This window comes from Geovibrio sp. ADMFC3, from assembly GCF_054687035.1.
Map to the genome: position 1 here is coordinate 2,248,672 of NZ_BAAFZG010000002.1, position 18,984 is coordinate 2,267,655.

Here is an 18,984-nt window from a genome sequence, read left to right on the forward strand (position 1 = left end):
AAATATATTTTTTTAAAGAGAAGATTTACTATAATTATAATATCACAGACGTGATAAAGTCCTTTGCTTTTTTTTCATATAGTTTTAAACTCCTGCTGGATTCTTATATGATTTAATTGAATTATCAAGCTCCCTGACTTCCGTGTAAAGAAGTTCGCCGTGCGAAGCGAAGCCTTGCTATGCAAGGCGCGAGCGTGTGGCGAGAGTTTCCACGGAAGGTAAACACGAGCTGTAATATAAAGACTGACAGGCTCCCAACTTCCACGGAAGGAAGTTCGCCGTGCGCAGCGAAGCCTTGCTAGGCAAGGCGCGAGCGTGTGGCGAGAGTTTCCACGGAAGGCAAACACGAGCTGTAATATAAAGACTGACAGGCTCCCAACTTCCACGGAAGGAAGTCCGCCGTGCGAAGCGAATCCTTGCTATGCAAGGCGCGAGCGTGTGGCGAGAGTTTCCATGGAAGGCAAACACGAGCTGTAATATAAAGACTGACAGGCTCCCAACTTCCACGGAAGGAAGTTCGCCGTGCGAAGCGAAGCTTTGCTATGCAAGGCGCGAGCGTGTGGCGAGAGTTTCCACGGAAGGTAAACACGAGCTGTAATATAGAGGTGGCATTTGCTAAAACGTTTAAAACAAAAAATCCGCTCCCTTTTCGGAACAAAGAAGGCAGCGGCGATCCGTGTGAGAGAAATCACTATGGATGCGAAAAAAGAAGAGCAGCACCATAAACCTGCCAAACCATCAAAGGAGAAGGTAAGAACTGCACCTCCTAAAGAAAAAGTCAGAGTTGTACAGGCTCAGCCAAAACCCAAAAAAGAACCTAAAGTGTTTACACCATGGGATCCTTCCGAATTTCAGGTTGAAAAGGCTGAGGGTAAGGTACGTTTTCATGATTTGGATATTTCGGAACAGCTTTTAAGAGCAGTTTATGATCTTGGCTTTAAATACTGCACAGATATTCAGGGAGAAATTCTCCCGCAGGCATTTGAAGGAAGAGATGTAAGTGGAAAAGCGCAGACAGGAACAGGGAAAACAGCGGCGTTCCTTCTTTCTGCATTCAGGCATATTCAGAGAAACCCCCTTGAAAACCGCAAGCCCGGAACTCCCCGAGTGCTTGTTCTGGCGCCTACTAGAGAACTTGTTCTCCAGATAGAGAAAGATGCCCTTGGGCTGTCTAAATATCTTGATGCTGAAGTTCTCGCTGTTTTCGGCGGTATGGGTTACGAAAAGCAGAAAAGAGCCCTTGAAGAAAAGCTGGTGGACATTGTGGTTGCAACTCCCGGAAGGCTTCTTGATTTTCGTCAGAGCAGTAAGGTCAATCTCTCTAAGGTTGAGATACTGATTATTGATGAAGCTGACAGAATGCTTGATATGGGATTCATCCCCGATATCCGGAGAATAATCAACTATCTCCCCCAAAAGGAAAACAGACAGACAATGCTTTTCAGCGCAACTCTTACACCGCAGGTTGCAGAGCTTGCATCCAGATGGACAAAAGAACCCTTTGCTGTTGAGATTGAGCCGGAAAACATTACTAACACACGCATAGAGCAGCTTGCATATATTATAGAAAGTGACGACAAGTTTAAGATGCTCTACAACTATATCAAAACCCGTGATCTTAAAAGTGTTATAGTTTTCTGCAACAGAAGGGATCAGACCCGCAACCTGACAGACAGCCTCTATGCTCTCGGTATTGAGTGTAAAATGCTTTCAGGCGATGTCAGCCAGACAAAAAGAATCAACACTCTTGAAGAGTTCAGAACCGGTAAGATTCAGGTTCTTGTGGCTACAGATGTTGCAGCCAGAGGAATTCATGTTGACGGTGTCACCCATGTATTCAACTACAATCTTCCTGAAGACCCTGACAGCTATGTTCACAGGATAGGGCGTACCGCCAGAGCTGGCGCATCCGGTATATCTGTGATATTTGCCTGTGAAGAGGAGTCTATGCTTATTCCGGCTCTGGAAGAGCATACGGGTGTTAAGATGAACTACATTTACCCGGAAGAGGAACTTCTGACTGAACTGCCTGACCCGGTTAGGAAACCTGAGAAAAAAGAAAGACCGGTTATAAAGACATCCGGCAGGGCAGGGAGCAGACCTACCAAACCCGGCGGAAGAAAACCCCGCAGAAAAAACACTGCGGGAGAGGCTAAAGCTTAAGGTCGCTAAGGCGCACTGAGAGCATCTTGGAGACGCCCGGTTCCTGCATTGTTACTCCGTAGAGGCTGTCAGCCTCTGCCATGGTTTTCTGGCTGTGGGTGATTATGACAAACTGGGTGTCCCCCGAAAGGGTTTTTACCACTTTCATAAATTTATCTATGTTCGCCTCGTCCAGAGGCGCATCTATTTCATCAAGAAAGCAGAAAGGCGTGGGTTTGTAAAGAAACAGGGCGAAAAGCAGTGTGCATGCGCTCATTGCCTTTTCTCCGCCTGAAAGAAGATTCATGTTCACCAGCTTCTTGCCGGGCGGCTGAACAAAGATTTCCACACCGCTGGTGAGAAAATTATCCGGCTCACTGAGGCGGAGTTCCGCCCTTCCGTCACCGAAAAGTATATCGAAAACCTTTTTAAAGTTGTCACGCACACCCTCAAAGGTATCTCTGAAAAGTGCTGCCGTGCTGTCGTCTATTTCGCTGATAAGTTCGTGAATACTGGCTATGGCTTCTTCAAGGTCTTCTCTCTGCTGGGTAAGGAATTCATCTCGTTTGCAGACTTCATCAAACTCCTGCTCTGCCGCCATATTGAGGGGACCTAGTTCGTCTATGAGTTTAGTTACTGCATCAAGCTCGGCCTTTGCTTTATTAGGCTGAAATCCGGAAAGATCGGGTTTTTCATCATTTATATCTGCTTCAAACTTTTCCGTGAAATTTTCAGACAGGCTCTGCATCTCCGCAAGTACACGCTCACGTTTTATTTCTGAATCAGTGACAACGCTGCGGAGCTTTTCTACCTCACGGTTGGCTTTTTCGATCTCTTTTTTGAGGTCTTCCAGCTCTTTTTCTCTTTCAGCAACTTCCCTGTCTGTGTTCAGTGCGCTTGAGCGAAGCTCCTGCTGCTGTTTCATCAGAGAGGCATATTCTGTTTTCTTGATCTCCAGCCGTTCACGGAAATTTATTATATCTACAGTAAGAAGCTTGCTTAGGCGCTGTTTGGCATCGCCAGTTTTCTGAGTTGTCTCGCTTATTTCCCTGTCGGTGAAATGAAGCTCCCGTGCCAGAGCATTTAGCTGTTCGGTGAAGCCTCTTTCTTCTATTTTAAATGCGGAGAGTTCATCCTTTGCGTCTTCATAGAGGGTGTTCACATCTTCAAGCCTTTCATCCAGAAGCTGTTTTTCATCCTCTTTCTCACGCTGTTCATCGGCTGTCTTCTCACGTTCCTCACGCAGGGAGGCAAGTTCCTTTTCTGTGCGTTCCAGCTCACGGGCAACAAACTCGGTTTCTTTGTCTATTATCTCGCCTCTGCGGGAGAGTTTTTCTTTTACTGCAACAGCTTCATCAAGCATGCGTGAAGTATTTTTAGCTTCGGTTTCAAGGGTTGACTTGCGGTTTTCCTTCTCTGCCAGCAGCTCGGAAACTTCAGCGGTTTTGGCAGAGAGACCTTCGTATCTGGACTCTGCGGATTCAAAATCCGCCGCAACAGTTTCAAGCTTATCCTCTGCTGTTTTAAGCTCTGTTTTGAGTTTAAGGATTACAACCCCTTTATCATCATCACCGATTTTGCGGTAGAGGTTTCCTGTTTTGATAATGCTGTCGGTTATTTTTTCCTGCTGTCCGAGTTCTGCTATGAGTCCGTCAGCAGCATCGCTGAAAGTAAAACGGAGCGATCCGGTCATCTCCCTGACGGTGGCGAGAACCATTGACTTCTGCTCTGATTTGAAAACCACAATGTCTGCTGAGTGGAGCGGTGGTTCGGACTCTTCATCTAGCATATCAATAAGCAGTGATGACTCAAAACGTTTGAGGTACTCACCGCTGTCACCTATGGCGGCATTTTCTATCTGTTCACGGAGAACCGCTCTTCGGCTTTCCAGTGAGTTTTTTTCAAGACGCAGGCTGTCTGCCTCGCTTTTGGCGTCCGCTTCAAGGGTTTTTACCTCTGCAAGCTCGGCTTTTGCTTCCTTTATCTCATCTGTCAGGTGCTTGAGGGCGTCTCTGGTTTCTTCAAATTCTCTTTGAGCGTCTTCCGCTCTCCGGACAGATTTTGCGATTTCTGCTTCCAGATCATCTTTTTCCAGAGTGAAGCGTTTTCTGTCCGCTTCCAGACGGTTGATTGTCGTCTCTTTTTCAAAAACAGAATTGTTTACGGATGTAAGCTTTTGGGTGAGTTCAAGGTATTCATCCTCAAGCCCGTCTATATCGTATTTGAGATCATCCCGCATGCGGGTGTATTCTTCAATTTTTTCTTCAAGTTCCTCAAGGCTTTCAGTGAGTTTATTCTTATTTTTCTCCGTTTCTTCTTTGGAGGAAAGAATCCTGACCCTTGAGGCTGTAAGCTCTCTGAATTTACGTTCAAAGTCTTCTATTTCTCTATGAAGGCGCTCTTTCGTGCTTTCTGCTCCGGCTATTTCACTTTCCAGCAGGCGGACATCGCCGGATATATTGGCAATAGCATCACCCAGAAACAACATTTTTTCGTTGGTTTCCTTAAAACTGCCCCGGAGAGAGTTGAGCTGTCTTTCCTTTTCTGTTTCAGTTTTTACCAGCCTTTCAAACTCTGCGATGATACCGGACATGCCGATCTTTTCCTTGTTTATCTCCTCGGTAAGAGCGGACGAATCGTCTTTCAGTTTAATGTATTTGTGGAGGATTATGTTTTTATCAAGCTCGGTCTTTCGGGATGCAAACTCACGAAACTTTTTCACTGTTTCCACTTGTCTTGTGAGTGTTTCTATATGGCTGCGGATTTCGCTGATGATGTCGTTGACACGTCCGAGGTTGTCTCTGGTTTGGTGGAGTCTTCTTTCCGCTTCTTTTTTGCGTTCCTTGAAACGGACAACCCCTGCTGTTTCCTCAAGGAAAAGACGGAGTTCATCCGGTGTCGCCTGAATAATTTTTTCCACCTTGCCCTGTTCGATGATGGAAATACTTCTGGCGCCCATGCCTGTGTCATAAAAAATTTCACGGATGTCTTTAAGGCGGCATTTGCGGTTGTTGATTTTATATTCACGTTCACCGGTGCGGTAAAACTTTCTGGTTACTGTTACTTCGGAGAGAGTGCCCCATTTTGCCGTAACACTTTCCGGCAGGTCACTGACAGTGAGTGAAACCTCCGCAAAACCGGAAGGCTTGCGCTTGGAGGAGCCGCCGAAGATGACATCTTCCATGTCATTCCCACGGAGTTCCTTTGGGCTTTGTTCGCCGAAGACCCAGCGTATAGCATCCATGATGTTGCTTTTGCCTGAGCCGTTTGGACCGACCACGCAGGTAATGCCGTCGGGGAAATCCACGGCAGTTTTGTCAACAAATGATTTAAAGCCTTGCAGTGTTATGGACTTAAAGCGCATGAAACAATTTTATCTTAATTCCGTAACTATTCATATCTGAAAATTAGAAAGGGAGGCAGAAATTTATATTTTTTAAGCAGAATAAACGGGTGTCCGGTACTGCGCACTCCCTGCTTTTGAGGGAGTGCATCTGTATGTGACGGTTTAAAGCCTTGGTCAGACTTTGAACCTTGATATAAGCATTGTGAGATTTTCTGTCTGCACCTGAAGATTATTTACTGTCTGGGTTACTTCAGCGAATGCTACGGAGCTTTGTTCAACTGCGCTTGCCACTCCCTGAAGGTTTTCGTTAACGGTCATTGTGGAGTGTGTCTGCTGCTGAACCAGAGACATGACAGACGATGTTTCATCATGGATCTGTCCCGCTGATGTAACTATTTCATCAAAGACATGCCTTGTTTCCTCGGCAGCGCCGATTCCCTGATCAACGCTCTTTTCAGCCTGCTGCATGCCGGCTTCCGCCATTTCGGTCTCTTTCTGGAGGGATGTTATTATCTCTCCGACTTCCTTTGTAGCGTTCTGTGTGCGCTCTGCGAGCTTACGAACCTCATCCGCCACCACAGCAAAGCCTCTGCCGGCTTCACCCGCTCTCGCTGCTTCGATTGCTGCGTTCAGTGCAAGAAGGTTTGTCTGGTCTGCTATATCATTAATTACACTTATGATATTGCCTATCTCCTCAGATGATTTGCCAAGATTGGAGATGGTTTCGGAGAGTCCGGCTGTTGTGTCTTTTATTCCTGAAATTCTGCGTACTGTCTCTTGTACAAACTTTTTACCTTTTTCTGTCACTGCAAGTGCTTCTTCGACTCTTTGACCTGTGCTGTCAACATGGAGAGCAACCTCTTCTGCGGACTGGGTTACATCTCTCATGCCGTTTGCTATATCGTTCACCTGTGCCGACTGGGAATCTGCGGTTGCGGAAAGCTCCTCTGCGGTGCTGGAGAGTTCGTTTGTAGCGGATGCCACGGTATCTGTGGCGTCCTTAACGCTGAGCATGGTTTCTCTTATATTATCAACAAATATGTTAAACTCACGGGCAACTGTGCCTATCTCATCGTTTGATTTGACAAGGATTTTTTTAGTAAGATCGCCGCCTGCAATCTCCTTGAAGACTGTCACGAATCCGAGGAGCGGTTTTGTGATGGTTGAAGCTGCAAAGAAGCTTGTTATTATGAAAAGAGCGAGAATAAGGGGGCTCTCGATTACTATTATATTCCTCATGCGGTGAAGCGGTGCTTCAAGCTCATTTATATAGCTCCCAGCGGCGACAATCCAGTCAACCTCAGGCATATATTTGTATATAACTATCTTATCTCTGGCATGTGTTTCATTGGGGTTTTTCCACGGGTAAATGATTTTGCCGGACTTGTTCGCCATTATTTCTTTTATGAAATACCTGCCGTCTGCATCTTTACTTTCGGCAAGGTTTTTCCCTTCCATAGCAGGATGCACCATTAATGTGCCTGCTGAATCAAGAACATAACCGTAGCCTGTGTCACCTATCTTAACTGAGAGAATATAATCCCTGAAATCTTTTGAATTAAGCATTGTTTTAAAATCGGAGACAGGAACAGTACCGACTACTATCCAGTCCCATTTCTCAAAAACCCGTGCCGCAGCAAGAGATTTAATACCGTTCAGCGATACATGGGCAAACCCGCTGCGATTTTTTATAAGTTCAGAGAAGCCCGCGGTGGATGAAAGATTTTTTCCTATATCTTCTCTTACTCTGTCGTAAATAATTTCCCCTGAACTATTGAGGATGATGAAATAGCCTTTTTCCAGAATATCCTGTTCAAGAAGAGCCTGAGATGCGTCATACATAGCAACATCTTCGTTGTAGTCTCTCCGCAGCGAGTTCATGTATGTGAGGTTTATTGTGTTGATGCCCGAATCCACTGCTCCTTCGAGGTAGCCCTTAGCAGATGAGTTTATGGAGGCAAGCACAATGGAGGCAAAGGTATCTGTTGTATGGGAGAGATCATTTTCAATCATTGAGTAGGACATTTTTTTTGCATTGCTGTATGCAGTTATAGCCAGAAAGAGAATAGTGATGAGGGAAAGGATACTGAACACAATGATAATTTTGTATTTGATGGTGAACTTCATATGAACTCTCCGTTTAAGAATATCTATTAATTATGATTGATTTTTCAATACTGGCAACAGAAATATCTTCTGCCTGTCTCTTTATGTGCGTTTTGTAAACAACTAATACTAAAGCGTTCATGACTTTTAAACATCTAATTAACCTAATAAATCATATTGACAAAAAAGTGGCAACAGTTTTTACTTGTCTGGCTTGAGAAAAAGTCTGTGGAGCATGATAAAATGGCATTTTTTGATATATTCAGGAAGAAAAAGAATGAAACGTCCGTTCAGGTTGAACAGACGGAAGAAGAAACACCCCAATCACCCGTCGGGGAAACATCGAAAAGTTTCTTCGGAAAGCTGAAAGAAGGGCTTTCCAAAACTTCAGATAAATTTACCGGCGGTCTGGAGAATATATTCCTTGGGCGCAAAACAATAGATGAAGATCTCCTTGAAGAGCTTGAGGAGCTTCTTATTACCTCTGACATGGGCGTGCAGACCTCAATGAAAATAATCGACAGTGTCCGTGATGAGGTTTCCAGAAAGACTCTGAAGGACCCTGCGGAACTGAAGAACAGCCTTAAAAAGAAAATTCTGGAAATAATAAATCTGGACAACACTTTAAATCAGGTTGAAGAAAAACCGTACATGGTGATAGTTGTCGGAGTTAACGGAACAGGAAAGACTACGAGCATAGCAAAACTTGCTAAAATGTTTAAGGATTCCGGACTAAAAACTGTTCTTGCTGCCGGGGACACCTTCCGTGCCGCTGCTGTGGATCAGCTTGCAATATGGGCTGATAGAGCAGGGGTGCCCATAATCCGGCAGGCGGAAGGGTCGGACCCTGCTGCTGTTATATATGACGCTGTTCAGTCCGCCAAGGCAAAGAATTTCGATGTTCTCATAGCCGATACCGCCGGAAGGCTTCACAATAAATTTAACCTGATGAAAGAGCTTGAGAAAATATTCAGAGTCATCAAAAAAGAGATGCCTGCTGCTCCCCATGAGGTTCTTCTGGTTTTGGACGCCACCAGCGGTCAGAACGCACTTTCACAGGCTAAAAAATTCCATGAAGAAGTTGGTATTACGGGTATTATACTCACCAAGCTGGATGGAACCGCAAAAGGCGGCGCTATAATAGGCATAGTTGACGAGCTTAAGATCCCGGTTAAATTCATCGGCTTCGGCGAAGGGATGGACGATCTCCGTCCGTTTGATGCGGAAAGCTTTGTGGAAGCCCTTTTCCGTACGGATATAAATGAAGCTGATAAAGGCTGATTTCACTCCGGCGGAGTTCCGCTGGATAAACAGAGAAGCAGAGAACCCTTTTCCCCCTGTTGTTGCCGAACACGAAGGGAAAGCTTATATACTCAGCGGGTTTGAGAAGCCTGCGGAATCCTTTTTCCATGCCGGTGTTCTTTCTCTGGATGAGCTTTTTGAGCTGTCAGTAAAAATTCACGGCGAGCCAGACCCGGCTGACCTTGGACGCATGATCGAAATCGGTGAATCGTTCGGAAGAAAATACAGCGAAATAAACGTAATCAGCGCAAGGGTTAAGGGTGTCAGAAATGCCGAATCTCTAAAAATTCTATCCCGTTCGCCTCAATCTTTTCTTGAGTATGTAAAGACGAAACAGCCTTCAATGAAGACAGTGGGTATGTACGCTGCTCTGCCTGAATCACATAAAGAATTTCTCCATAAATATATATCCTCACAGCCCTCTGTATCTGCATTCAGGACAGCGGTTGAAACACTCACTGATTATGCTGACAGGGATATAAACCCAGATGATGCTATGCTTACCAAAAAACTTGAAACCGAGCGCAGAGAGACCCGCACAGAGTTTGAGGCGGAATTCCGAAGGCTTGGCAGAATACTCGGCGGGGACATATCGAGCCAATCAGGTTTTGAAACGGAAGAGGTGACAGTATCGTTCACCGCTTCATCATATGAGGAGTACCTGAAAAAGTGTGCCGAACTCTATGATTCCAGAGAGAACGCAGCAGAGCTGTTCAGGTTTCTGAAAGAAAATGATATATATTGAAAAATCCGCCGAAAACCTTCCTCTTGCACTCAAAGTGGCAAAAGAAAATGAGGTTGTTCTTGTTGATGACGGTTTTGTTCCCGAAGACATAAAGAGAAACATTCTCATATCTTCCTCCCGCAATAATTATGTTCACAGATGTCCCGCTACGAAGATATACCGCTGCTGCAATTATTACGTAACAGACGCTGCGGAGGGGTGCCCGTTTGACTGTTCATACTGTATACTCCAGTCGTATCTTAATCACTCATACATAAAAGTTTATGGGGACACGGACGCCATTGTCACGGAGATAAGAGAGCTTGCCTCAAAGGGCGAACGGGTGAGACTGGGGACAGGGGAGCTTTCGGACAGTCTGGCTCTGGATAATATTCTGGGGCTTAGTGAAATTCTTGTGCCTGTGATAAATGAGTATGACAATGTTCAGTTTGAACTTAAGACAAAGTCGGCTAATATTTCAAAACTGTTTAACTTAAATCCGAAAAATATAGTGGTAAGCTGGAGTCTGAACCCGGAACATGTTATAAAGCGTGAGGAGCATGGCGCTGCATCGCTTAAAGCAAGGCTTAATGCTGCTAAGGAGCTTTCCGCATACGGATACAAGGTTTCCTTTCACTTCGATCCAGTTATATACTATGAAGGGTTTGAAAAAGATTATGATGAGCTTATAGAGCTGCTTGCAGCTCATGTAAATGAATCTGACGTTCAGTTCATAAGTGTGTCTACATTCCGCTTTATACCGGAACTTCTTTCCTCCGTGAGAGAAAAATTCGGCGGGAGTATGCTGCTGAAAGGGGATTACACAAAGGGACTTGACGGCAAAATGCGCTATTTTAAGCCTCTTCGTGCGCATATGCTGCGGAGTGTGACAGGATCAATCAGGAAGAGATGGAAAAATGCTTTCATGTATTTCTGCATGGAACATTCATCTCTCTGGGAAAAGCTCATGGGGTTTGACCCCGGCGAAAGAGAAGAACTTGAATCTCTCTTTCCGTTTATCAGGATGAAATAATGAAATACGCCTGCTTTGACATCGGCGCCACCAACCTTAAAATGGGTGTGGTGGACGAAAACGGCATCTTTCTTGGATATGAATCCGAAAAAACACCGCAGGATTATGCTGAACTCACCGGAAAAATACGTGACTTTGCGTTGAATAACTCCTGCTCTGCCATAGGCATAGGCATTCCGGGCAATGTAAGCGGCGGCAGTGCATATTGCCCTAATCTCCCCGTGTTAAACGGATATCCCCTAGAAAAAGACATTTCTGAGATGACAGGCTTAACAGTCAGCATAGAAAACGATGCCAACCTTGCGACCCTTGGCGAATATATATTTTTTGAAGCGGAAAGCACCGGAAACATGATTCTGCTCACTCTCGGTACAGGCGTGGGCGGCGGGCTGATACTGGATGGAACACTGGTTACATCCGAATCAGCAGCTTTTGAAGTGGGTCATATAACCCTTAATTTCAACGGTGAAAAATGCGGCTGCGGCAAACGAGGATGCTTTGAATACTATTGCAGCATGAGCGGGCTGGTGCGGAGCTATAATGAATTAAGCGCCGATGTTAAATTTCTCAAAGCTGCTGATATTTATAAGCAGTTTAAAATGGGTGATAAGGTAGCGGAGCTTGCCTTTGAAAATTACGCCAACAGCCTTGCTCATGGAATGGCAAGCATCGCTAATCTGTTTGCACCGCTTAAGATAAAGATAGGCGGCGGACTTTCCGAGATGTCAGACGCTTATCTCCATACTGCTGTTAAGGTATTTTCAAAAATTGTCTTTCCGGCGCTAAAGGATAAGGTGGTGATAGAAACCGCTGCTTCCAAGAACAGGGCAGGGCTTCTGGGAGCCGCCGCCCTCTGTATGGTGAACAGCTAATACTCTGTATCGTGGGTCCACATATCTCTTGTAAAGCGCATTACCTTATTTCTGCCTGCTTCTTTTGCTTTATACAGCGATATATCTGCGAATTTTATCGCCTGCCAGAAGTTTTCCGTATCTTTAGGGAAAATGGAAACTCCTATGCTGAGTGTCTTTTTTAATGAGACAGTGGGGCTTATCCGCATTTCATGTTCTTCCATATTCCGGCGTATTTTCTCCGCAACGCTCATTATGCTTTCATCGTCTTCCGCATCTTTGATTATGATGAGAAACTCCTCGCCGCCGTAGCGTATTATGATGTCGGATGAGCGTACGGAGCCCTTCATTATCGTGGCAAGTATCTGAAGCACTCTGTCCCCGGTTTCATGACCAAGGTCGTCATTTACTTTTTTGAAGTAATCCAGGTCGCACATCAGTATGCCGATATTTTTCTGCCTGCGTTTAGCATCCGCAGTGAGTATTTCTGTATATTCTTCAAGAAATCTGCGGTTGTTTAGCCCTGTAAGGGGGTCTTTCAGGGTTGTTTCACGCAGGTTTTTAAGCAGTTTCTTACTCTCTATTACGGGAGAAGCATTCTTAAGATAATCCTGTAATAACGGCAATGCTCTCTTAAGCATCTCTTCGTTTTCCGGTTTCACCGTGACATGCACAACCTCGCCAACTGCACCTGCAATGATTATGGGCATGCACATGTGCTTCCTTCCTTTATCGTAGCCCAGAAATCTGGGGCATGATCTGAAATCTGCTGATCCGAAAACAGTCTGTGCAAGTCTCTTACACCTGCACTCTTCGGGGCTAATGAGTATGTCCTCCGAACAGGGCATAGGCTCAAGGGTACATGTATCACCGCATATTTCATGGTTAAGGTAGTTTATTCTGTTTTTTGCCTCATCCACTTCGTATATTGCAAAATCATGGAAACCGAAGCTGTTCAGCAGACCGAAAATACGGACATAAACCTCGTGTATATTTTTGTCCTCTTCTATAAGCTGCTTAAACTGCTCCATGTTAAGGCGCTTCTGAAGATAGTCATTAAAAGCGGAAATCATTCTGCCTATTTCATCTTTGTTTACCGCTTCAATTTTGGTTTCTATTATGCCTGATGAACCAAGATCCTCTATACTGCGGGTGATGCGGTTAATGTTTCCGGTCATTCCTTTGAGATACGTATAAAGAATGCCAACTACAACAACAGTGGCTATTAATCCGAGCAGGAGACAGATTACCACTGACTTTATTATCCGCATGCGTTTTTCCTGCAGTATGCTGTCTATGTTCTCTTCCGTGCGCTGGGTCTTGTCCAGAGATAGGATGTAATAGTCGAGTGGTTCAAAATACATGGTGTTTATGAAATAACTGACATTTTTTCCGTGTGATGAAAATTCCACAAATGCCCCGTGCATACGGGACTCAAAAGCTTTTTTGATCATCGCGTTCAGCTTTGTGCGGTTTGAGGGGGAAGCTTCCAGAAGTTTTTTGAAATCACTTCCGTTTGCCGCAACCAGACTGCCGTTAAAATCGAATATGGCGAAAGAATAGCTGTCGTCACTGAGGATAAGAACATTGCTTATGAACTCTTTTACGATGTTCTCTTTGTCTTTGGACGGGTCGCCTGCTGTGGAGTACAGCCGTGTGAGTATACCGTGGAGATCCATGGTATATTTCATATGACGGAATGATTTCTCCTGAAAGTATTTGCCCTGTGAGCTGAAAACAGCTTTATCCGTATAGTAGTTCTGTACTTCGGTATAGATAAAGAGCCCGTAACCTACTATCCCCAAAAGAATAAGACCAAAAAAATAAATGCCCAGAAGCTTAACCCTGAGGGAAACATCTCTGAAAAACTGCATTGCTTTGACCCCTGATTAAGATTGTGTTTTTCCTGATATATTTTTTACATAAAAAAGCTTATTTGCAAGGGAAATTAAGTATGTTGTTTTTTATAAACTTCTGCAAAACAAAAATAAAAGAAAGAATGATATAAATGTGATGAAAATTGTCTTTGATCTGAGACTTAAATGTGTGAAACTATTAGGTACTAATCAGCTTAAAGGTGTGAAATGAAACGTATTCTGATTCTCTTTTGTATTTTTCTGTCCGTTAATGCTTTTGCGGCAAACATATACAGCCTCGAGCTGACTTATACCGGTACGGAAATCAAGGGCAGGGCGGCATGGAAGTCTGATTCCCCTGCAAAATTCGATAGTGCCGGACTTAGCATAAAGGGTGCTGAGGTTGAAAACGGGTTTTTTACTCTCCCCGCAGGCAGAAGCGAGATAAGCTTTGAAGGTGCGCCGCACAGCATCTTCGGCGACTGGTTTCCCGTTGCGGAGGAAAAAGCATATGTGATGCTTAAGGTGACTGTTCCCAAAGGGTATCTGCCTTTGTTTGAAGGGGAGGAGACATCTGAGCCGTTTAATAATGTTTATACCTTCCACAGCCGGGGCGAGGCTGAAAAACCCCATCTTACCATAACAAGCGGAGTTGAGGTGAAGTCTGTTGAAGCGGCGGGGGTGACTGTACGCACAGCTTTTTCAAAGAAAAACGCAGGTTTTGCTGATGAATATATTCAAAAAAGCATTGAATATATAAAGATGTACAGTGAACTCATAGAAAAATATCCTTATGGCTCGTTAACCATACTGGAAGTTCCGTTTAATGCAGGTCTTTCATTTGATGGTTTTGTTGTTTTCGGCTCTGCTGTTATACCACTGCCGTTTATTACTGACACATCACTGGGGCATGAAATACTCCACCAGTGGCTCGGGGGTTCAGTAGGGATAAATTACGACAAAGGCAACTGGGCGGAAGGCATCACAACATATATGGCTGACTATTACTATAACGAGCTTAAATGGATGGGAAAGGAATACCGTAAGAATTCTCTGATCTCATTCGGTGCATATTCTGATAATGAAACCGATTTCCCCATGTCCGAATTTAAAGCACGTCACGGTAAATCAGGTTCTGTGGTGGGTTACAACAAGGCAATGATGTTTTTTCATATGCTCAAGCGCACCTACGGAAATGACAAATTTTTAGACGCTGTCCGGCTTTTTGTAAAAGACAACACAGGAAGAAGAGCCTCATGGGATGACTGGAAAAAAGCTTTTGTAGCTGTCGCAGGAGATGATGCGGCACAGCTTTTCGATACATGGATAACTTCAAAGGGTCTGCCTGCCTACTCAGCGGAAAAGATAAGTGTAAAATCAGTAAACGGCAGGTATGTAACCTCTTTTAACCTTGTGAGAAAAGGGGAAGGTTTTGTTGCCGATGTTCCCGTAACCGTGAAAACTGTCACAGGGCAGAAGGATTTTATATTAAGGAGCGATAACGGCAGCACAGGCTTTGACCTCGCCACAGAGACAGAACCGGTAAGCCTCGTTATTGATCCTTATTACGATGTGCCCCGTGCGCTTTATCCTGCGGAGATTCCTCCTGTGCTTTCTGCATATCTCGGTGCTTCAAAAAAAGTTTTTGTGACAGATTCCGAGAGGTTTAACTGCCTGTCCGGAGTTAGCGAACAGGGTGAGGTTAAGCAGGTTTCATACAAAGGGTTCAGGCTTGAGGATTACAAGGATTATTCTGTTATGCTTGCCGGAGTGCCGGACCATTTTTATGAAAAATACTTCGGACGTGCCCCTGAACAGGGGGACGGTCTGCTTGTTAAAACCTATAAAAACCCGTTCAGTATTGACAATGTTGTAGTTTCCGTCTCCGGCAGTCCGGATGGAATAGAAGGTGTATGCCGAAGGCTGCCGCATTACGGTAAATATAGCGAGCTTGTCTTTGCTAAGGGGCGCAATGTGAAAAAAGATGTTAACCGCACTGAAGACGGCGTTATTTATGAGATAAAAAACAAAGAATACGCTTTCAGGGTTTCCGCAGCCATGACTCTTGATGAAATAACCGCAGAAGCGGACAGTGTGCGGCTCATTTATATAGGCGAAAAGCATGATGAACACTCCCATCACGCAAACCAGCTTGCCATGATAAAACTGCTCCATGAAAAATACGGGAAAACAGCCATAGGTATGGAGATGTTTCAGCGCCCCTTCCAGAAGGTTCTGGACGATTACATCGAAGGTGTGATTGATGAGCGCACAATGCTTGAAAAAACAGAATATTACAAACGCTGGCGGTATGATTATCATCTTTACAAACCCATACTGACCTACGCCAGAGAAAACGGGATAAGGATAATAGCCCTGAATGCTCCGGCTGAGGCAACTAAAAAAACAGCCATGGAAGGGCTTGGAACCCTTAATGAAGAGGAGAGGTACTCCACCGCCTCGGAAATAGATTATTCAAACCCCGCTTACAGGGAAGATCTTAAAAGTATATTCGACATGCACCCCTCAAGGCAGGTTTTTGAAAACTTCCTTGAAGCACAGCTGCTTTGGGATGAAACAATGGCGGAAGCCGTTGCGGAATATATCAAAAACAATGACGGTGTGATGGTCGTTCTCGCTGGTAACGGACATATAAGAAGGGGCTACGGCATACCGGAGAGAGTGAAACGGCGTACGGGACTGAAGTATCTTTCCATTGTGCAGGACGAACCTGCGGAGAAAGGTATAGCTGATTTTGTCCTTTATCCCGATGGGCTTGACGGAGAGGCAGCACCAAAGCTGGGCGTTGCGGTGAAGGATTCGGATAAGTCTCCGGAGATCACTGAAATAGGCGATGATACCCCTGCCAAGAAAGCCGGACTTCAGGTCGGTGATGTGATTACCGGTATAGATTTCTTTGAGGTCAACAGCCTTTATGATCTTAAAGTAGCCCTGTTTTATATGAAACAGGGAAATTTTGTTAAACTTAAAATCCTTAGGGACGGGAAAGAAATCGTTGTAGATATGGAGCTTTAATGCGTCCGAAGATGCTTGTTCTCTCTTTTCTGCTGTTTGCTGCCGCATTTGCGGTGTTTCATTTCAGTGAAAAGAGAGATGTGCCGGTTCCCTATGACGGCGAAATGCCCGAAAGGTATGTCCGCAGAGGTTTCCAGCCTTATATCAAGGCTGTGAACAAAAACAGCCAGCAGCTGCGGGCGCTTGGAGCTAAAATAGCAGGGAACTGTCCTGATACAGAGTGTAAGGCTGCAAGGGTTTATGCCTTCGTGCAGAGGGATGTCCGCTACTTAAGCGATCCTGCGGGATTTGAGCTGATCCAGAAGCCGGAAGAGACACTCGCTTTGATGGCGGGAGACTGCGAGGATCTTGCCATACTCGTCTCTTCCCTTCTCTGGAACATAGGGGTTGAAACCCAGCTTGTTGCCACGGACAGCCATATGTATTCCAGAGTATGCGGAATCGACCGTCACAGGTTTGAAGGAATTTTGGAGGATGAGTACGCCTCAAGCCTCACTGTTACAGATACCCGTCAATATCTCCCGGCAAACTCTGCATGGGCAGTCTCTTTTGAGGGAACAGGGGCAGAAAAAGCATATGTTATTGAATTCAGCGCAGGCGAACCGGTGGATATTTATCTTTTTCCTGATAAAAATGAATTTGATAAGATGACAAAGGGCGGTAATTTCAGATATTATGACACATGCTCCGCCAAAAACAGCAGAGGTGAAAAGCTGTGGTGCGGCATTGAGCGTGGAAATGTAATAGGAGTGAAGACCCGGAAGGCATCCGTTTTGACATTTAAAGCGGTTAAATCCGCCTCGCTTTCGTCAGATCTTGTATTTGAAGAAGACGAGGAAGGTACACTCTGTGTTCCTCTTGATGCGGCAATCAAAGGCGCACAGGTTCTGCCCGGAATGGGCATGGACGAAGACGGTATAACAGAAAAATACGTGATTGATATAAGGTAAATGATTCATGAAAACATTCTGCTCAAAAGACTGCCCCGATCTGTGTGATTTTTATATTGAGGAACAGGAAGGGAAAATTACCTTCCGCAGCGCAGAGGAAAAAAACGGACGCAACGGTTTTGTATGTTCCAAGCTGAAAGGCTTTTATGAAAGAGAGATAACCTGCGGTGAAAAGTTTGATCCTGAATCCCTTAAAAATGCCGCTGAATTGATAAGATCATTGGAGGGACAGGAGTTTCTTTATATGAGAGGTTCCGGCAGTCTGGGTTATGCTATGGGCTGGTGGGATGTTCTGTTTTCCAATATAAAAGGTGCAGTTTTCATTGACGGCAGCCCGTGTGATATAACCGGGACCGATGCCCATGAATATGATTTTGGCGTGTGCGATACCCCGCCTGCCTCTAACCTTGCCGAAGCCGACAATATCATTATCTTCGGCAGAAATGCCAAAGTTGTGAACCAGCATCTTTTCGCTTATCTGCTTAAGTTAAAAAAAGCAGGGAAGAGAATTCTTTATATAGATCCGATCCGAACTGAGACTGTTTCTTCCGCAACGGATTACATCCGCATAAACCCCGCCTGTGATGGCTTGCTTTGTGAAGCTTATCTCACGGAGGATGCGAAGAAACGTGAGGAGTTTATAAAAATAGCAGGGCTCACAGAACAGCAGTTCATCCTGTTTTCTGATTATGTAAAAAACGGGAAAACTGCTTTTATAACCGGTTTCGGCTTGCAGCGATACAAAAACGGCATGGCTGCTGTCCGCTGGATAAACAGGCTTGCTGTCAAAACGGATAACGAGAAATACCTCTATTACGCAAGGGGTTCAAAGGGTGAGCTGAAACCTGTGCCGAAACAGACTGTAAGGCGCATTAATATATCAGAACTGCCCGAAGTAATAGATAAATTTCCACTAATGGTAATAGTTGGGGCGAATCCTGCTGTGACTTTTCCCAAGAGTGAAAAATGGCACAAAGCTCTGGAAAAGGTTAAGCTGATAAGCATTGATACTAATATCACAGAAACCTCAAAGCATGCGGATGTGTTTATCCGTGCCGGCGGAATGTTTGCACAGAATGACATTATGGGAAGTTATTTCTTCAACGAAAGACCGTCACTGAGGAAAAAGTTTGTGAATCTGCCATCGGATACTGAACTGGCAGAGGAACTTGCAGCTCTTCTGGACATGAAGCTGGGTGTTATTCAGTCGGAAAATGTTGAAAGAAAAACACCTCCTTCAAGAAAATACGAGGAAAAACCTCTGCAATCCGCCTTTCCTTATCATGGTAAAGGATACAGGTTTCTTTCCGGTTCGCACACAGCATATCTTAACTCGCAGGTGGCGCCATCTTTAGGTAAAAACGATCCTTTCGTATATATTTCACCCGAAACAGCCGAGAAGGAATCACTTAAAGAGAATGATTTTGTGGGTGTTTTCAGCGCCGAAGGTTCGTTTACAGGAATTGTCAGAGTGAGCGGAAACATATGCGAAAATACGGTTTATGCCTACAAAAGCCGTGAAATGGCGGAAGGTTATATAAATAATGCAACGTCCATGCTTCTCACTGATTCAGGAACGGGAATTGCTTATTATGATACTTTCGTAAATATAGTTAGAAAAAAAATGTAAATCTGTTA

Annotated in this window: 11 protein-coding genes; 8 read left to right on the forward strand and 3 right to left on the reverse strand. The window is 44.7% G+C overall.

Features of this window, described 5'->3' with window-relative positions; all coding sequences use genetic code 11:
* Positions 1-693: 693 nt before the first annotated feature.
* Positions 694-2,163, forward strand: coding sequence for a DEAD/DEAH box helicase (locus ACYRYY_RS11055; protein ID WP_460216489.1), 1,470 nt, complete (start codon positions 694-696; stop codon positions 2,161-2,163).
* Here the strand turns inward: ACYRYY_RS11055 and ACYRYY_RS11060 are convergent.
* Together ACYRYY_RS11060 and ACYRYY_RS11065 are read right to left on the reverse strand one after the other, a co-directional pair.
* Entirely contained in the window at positions 2,153-5,506 is a 3,354-nt protein-coding gene (locus tag ACYRYY_RS11060) for an AAA family ATPase (RefSeq protein ID WP_460215667.1), read from the reverse strand. The two genes, ACYRYY_RS11055 and ACYRYY_RS11060, sit on opposite strands and share 11 nt — an antisense overlap.
* Positions 5,507-5,662: 156 nt before the next feature.
* On the reverse strand, positions 5,663-7,615 hold the full coding sequence (locus tag ACYRYY_RS11065) for a methyl-accepting chemotaxis protein (RefSeq protein ID WP_460215668.1): 1,953 nt from the start codon (positions 7,613-7,615) through the stop codon (positions 5,663-5,665).
* A gap of 222 nt (positions 7,616-7,837) precedes the next feature.
* On the opposite strand from ACYRYY_RS11065, the gene ftsY reads away from it, so the two are divergent.
* Genes ftsY through ACYRYY_RS11085 form a run of 4 tightly spaced genes read left to right on the forward strand, consistent with a single transcriptional unit; the run spans position 7,838 to position 11,525 of the window.
* Positions 7,838-8,875, forward strand: a complete 1,038-nt coding sequence (ftsY, locus tag ACYRYY_RS11070; RefSeq protein ID WP_460215669.1) for a signal recognition particle-docking protein FtsY — start codon at positions 7,838-7,840, stop codon at positions 8,873-8,875.
* Positions 8,856-9,641: a hypothetical protein gene (locus ACYRYY_RS11075; protein WP_460215670.1), complete on the forward strand. Its 786-nt coding sequence runs from the start codon at positions 8,856-8,858 to the stop codon at positions 9,639-9,641. The genes ftsY and ACYRYY_RS11075 overlap by 20 nt, the downstream gene beginning before the upstream one ends.
* Positions 9,628-10,653 (forward strand): SPL family radical SAM protein, encoded by a 1,026-nt coding sequence (locus ACYRYY_RS11080; protein ID WP_460215671.1) that lies wholly within the window; start codon positions 9,628-9,630, stop codon positions 10,651-10,653. The genes ACYRYY_RS11075 and ACYRYY_RS11080 overlap by 14 nt, the downstream gene beginning before the upstream one ends.
* Positions 10,653-11,525, forward strand: coding sequence for an ROK family protein (locus ACYRYY_RS11085; protein WP_460215672.1), 873 nt, complete (start codon positions 10,653-10,655; stop codon positions 11,523-11,525). Before ACYRYY_RS11080 ends, ACYRYY_RS11085 begins: the two co-directional genes overlap by 1 nt.
* Here ACYRYY_RS11085 and ACYRYY_RS11090 read toward each other — a convergent pair.
* Complete coding sequence (locus ACYRYY_RS11090; protein WP_460215673.1) at positions 11,522-13,378, reverse strand: sensor domain-containing diguanylate cyclase; 1,857 nt, start codon at positions 13,376-13,378, stop codon at positions 11,522-11,524. The two genes, ACYRYY_RS11085 and ACYRYY_RS11090, sit on opposite strands and share 4 nt — an antisense overlap.
* A gap of 210 nt (positions 13,379-13,588) precedes the next feature.
* On the opposite strand from ACYRYY_RS11090, the gene ACYRYY_RS11095 reads away from it, so the two are divergent.
* Genes ACYRYY_RS11095 through ACYRYY_RS11105 form a run of 3 tightly spaced genes read left to right on the forward strand, consistent with a single transcriptional unit; the run spans position 13,589 to position 18,976 of the window.
* Positions 13,589-16,396 (forward strand): ChaN family lipoprotein, encoded by a 2,808-nt coding sequence (locus tag ACYRYY_RS11095; RefSeq protein ID WP_460215674.1) that lies wholly within the window; start codon positions 13,589-13,591, stop codon positions 16,394-16,396.
* Positions 16,396-17,346 carry a transglutaminase-like domain-containing protein gene (locus ACYRYY_RS11100; RefSeq protein ID WP_460215675.1) on the forward strand — a complete coding sequence of 317 codons (951 nt, stop codon included), beginning with the start codon at positions 16,396-16,398 and terminating at the stop codon, positions 17,344-17,346. The genes ACYRYY_RS11095 and ACYRYY_RS11100 overlap by 1 nt, the downstream gene beginning before the upstream one ends.
* A 7-nt stretch (positions 17,347-17,353) precedes the next feature.
* Positions 17,354-18,976 carry a molybdopterin dinucleotide binding domain-containing protein gene (locus ACYRYY_RS11105; protein WP_460215676.1) on the forward strand — a complete coding sequence of 541 codons (1,623 nt, stop codon included), beginning with the start codon at positions 17,354-17,356 and terminating at the stop codon, positions 18,974-18,976.
* The last annotated feature ends 8 nt before the right edge of the window (positions 18,977-18,984 follow it).

What these genes read in the sequence shown, in the direction of transcription:
- ACYRYY_RS11055 (WP_460216489.1), top strand. Translation starts at nt 694, where the DNA reads ATGGATGCGAAAAAAGAAGAGCAGCACCATAAACCTGCCAAACCATCA.
- ACYRYY_RS11060 (WP_460215667.1), bottom strand. Translation starts at nt 5,506, where the DNA reads ATGCGCTTTAAGTCCATAACACTGCAAGGCTTTAAATCATTTGTTGAC.
- ACYRYY_RS11065 (WP_460215668.1), bottom strand. Translation starts at nt 7,615, where the DNA reads ATGAAGTTCACCATCAAATACAAAATTATCATTGTGTTCAGTATCCTT.
- ftsY (WP_460215669.1), top strand. Translation starts at nt 7,838, where the DNA reads ATGGCATTTTTTGATATATTCAGGAAGAAAAAGAATGAAACGTCCGTT.
- ACYRYY_RS11075 (WP_460215670.1), top strand. Translation starts at nt 8,856, where the DNA reads ATGAAGCTGATAAAGGCTGATTTCACTCCGGCGGAGTTCCGCTGGATA.
- ACYRYY_RS11080 (WP_460215671.1), top strand. Translation starts at nt 9,628, where the DNA reads ATGATATATATTGAAAAATCCGCCGAAAACCTTCCTCTTGCACTCAAA.
- ACYRYY_RS11085 (WP_460215672.1), top strand. Translation starts at nt 10,653, where the DNA reads ATGAAATACGCCTGCTTTGACATCGGCGCCACCAACCTTAAAATGGGT.
- ACYRYY_RS11090 (WP_460215673.1), bottom strand. Translation starts at nt 13,378, where the DNA reads ATGCAGTTTTTCAGAGATGTTTCCCTCAGGGTTAAGCTTCTGGGCATT.
- ACYRYY_RS11095 (WP_460215674.1), top strand. Translation starts at nt 13,589, where the DNA reads ATGAAACGTATTCTGATTCTCTTTTGTATTTTTCTGTCCGTTAATGCT.
- ACYRYY_RS11100 (WP_460215675.1), top strand. Translation starts at nt 16,396, where the DNA reads ATGCGTCCGAAGATGCTTGTTCTCTCTTTTCTGCTGTTTGCTGCCGCA.
- ACYRYY_RS11105 (WP_460215676.1), top strand. Translation starts at nt 17,354, where the DNA reads ATGAAAACATTCTGCTCAAAAGACTGCCCCGATCTGTGTGATTTTTAT.